This is a genomic window from Providencia sp. 6390 (genome assembly GCF_058148425.1).
The window spans coordinates 1-1,127 of record NZ_JBYVYL010000031.1 but is presented as its reverse complement, the minus strand read 5'-3'; the positions used below and the strand labels follow the sequence as shown (position 1 = coordinate 1,127).

The 1,127-nt window shown below is 51.6% G+C and carries 1 protein-coding gene; it reads right to left on the bottom strand.

The annotated features are described in order from the left end of the window. Positions 1-1,046: type VI secretion system tip protein TssI/VgrG (tssI, locus tag AC3Z9T_RS21380; protein ID WP_490128063.1), on the bottom strand; the 1,046-nt coding region annotated here is incomplete at its 3' end. Positions 1,047-1,127: the final 81 nt, after the last annotated feature.

The window sequence follows — 1,127 nt, the reverse complement described above, 5'->3', positions numbered from 1 at the left end:
TCGGCAAGCGGCTGCACGCCGTGATGATGCGCAGTGACCACCTGCCAGTCATCGTTCATTTTGTTGCTGGGGTGGTTGCTCAGTGAAAAAATACGCCCCGGTGCCAGTTCAATACAGTTGGTAGACGCCGTGCCGACTTCGCGGTTGTTTTGCGATTGTTCGTAACGAATTTGATTGAATACGTCGCCTTCGGTATCTTCTTGGAAGCGCCCATAGCTTTCAAACACTTCATGTTGTTGGTGAATTTCACCTGTCACTTGGTGGCTCAACGGGTGAGACGGACGTAGTGGGTTGTAGTCTTTATCAATACGAATATCGCTGCACAGGTTTTCCACATAGCGCCATGCGGTCACCGTGCTGTCGGTCACATCGGTGTCCGATTGTGGGTTATAAGTCAGGTCGATCCCCGCTTTCATCCCTAAATGGCGGTCGCTGTAGAAGACCTTCGAGCCTTCCTCAAACCAAAAGGTGATCCCTTCCTCAGCGGCAAGGCGACACCAAAAGTCGAACATCGTTTCGCGTTTTTGGGTGATATACGGGCGCTGAAGGTGCTCTTCAGGGTGGTACAGCAACTTGTCGTTGGGAACATGCGCTTCATCCAGTAAAGTATGAAGTATTTTCGGCACCGTGGTGTCTTGGAAGATACGGCTGTCTTGCTTGAGGGTCATCACCCACATTTCAGGGCGGATCACAAACTGATACCAAGTCTTCACCCCGTCCGTATTTCCTTGCTCAACACTCGCCAAAAGGCCCTCAATGCGGCGTGTCACAACGCCCTCACGCATCACCGTCAGGGCACATTTATCACCCAGCACATCTTTAAAATCGATATCCGGTAATGGGCTCACCGCTTGAATGGTCAGGGTGAACAGTTCAGACAACCCTTCGTGCAAATCGAATTGGGTGACTTGAAAGGTGCCTTCGGGAAGATTGGCGATTTGGCAGGTAAATACCAGCCCTGAATAGAGTTTACGGTTGGCAATCGCATCGTAGAGGTCAATGCCGCTCGGTTGCGGTAGATTGGTGATTGCCGAACCCGCCGGCACATCAAGGCGCGCAGGTTTGGTTTTACGCACGAGCGATTGCCAGTGATTTGCCGCCTTTTCAGCGTCGGATATCGGTTTTTT